At 47.3% G+C, this 749-nt stretch carries 1 protein-coding gene; it reads right to left on the reverse strand.

The annotated features are described in order from the left end of the window. A partial coding sequence (locus ACH2DQ_RS04570; protein WP_395025743.1) for a dihydroxy-acid dehydratase occupies positions 1–749 on the reverse strand: 749 nt, incomplete at both ends.

The raw sequence follows: 749 nt of genomic DNA on the forward strand, positions 1-749 counted from the left end.
ATTGCCTTTTAAAACCGCAATTCCACCGGTCTCACTATAAGGATTTGTCACCGGTCTTATCACGTCTTCATCCGTAATTTTACTGTCCCGGATATTTTCTCCTACTGTCTTTCCGGTACAGGTCATAAGTTCCGTATGCAGAAGTCCCAGTTTACTGATTTCCTTCATAACAGCCCCAATTCCACCCGCTTCATTTAAATCCTCAATATAATGATTCCCTGCAGGTGCCAGATGACACAGATTCGGTGTTTTTTCCGATATTTCATTCGCCAGGTCTAAATCCAGCCTGATCCCGCATTCATGGGCAATCGCCGGAAGATGAAGCATGCTGTTGGTACTGCAGCCTAACGCCATATCTATGGTAAGGGCATTCTCAAAAGCCTCTTTGACCATGATGTCACAGGGCTTTATGTCTTTTTTAACCAGATCCATGATCTTCATGCCGGCATGTTTAGCAAGGCGCAGGCGGCTGGCATATACTGCCGGTATGGTGCCATTGCCGGGCAGTCCCATTCCCAGAACCTCTGTCAGGCAGTTCATACTGTTTGCCGTGAACATACCGGAACAGGAACCGCAGGTTGGGCATGCTTTGCTTTCATATGCACAGAGTTCACGGTCTGTAATTTCTCCTGTTCTGTTACGGCTGACAGCTTCGGAAATATTCGAATAACTTATGTTCTCTCCGGCTAATTTGCCTGCCAGCATTGGTCCCCCGCTGACAAAAACGGATGGAATGTTCAGCCTTGCTG

The sequence above is a fragment of the Robinsoniella sp. genome (assembly GCF_034124845.1).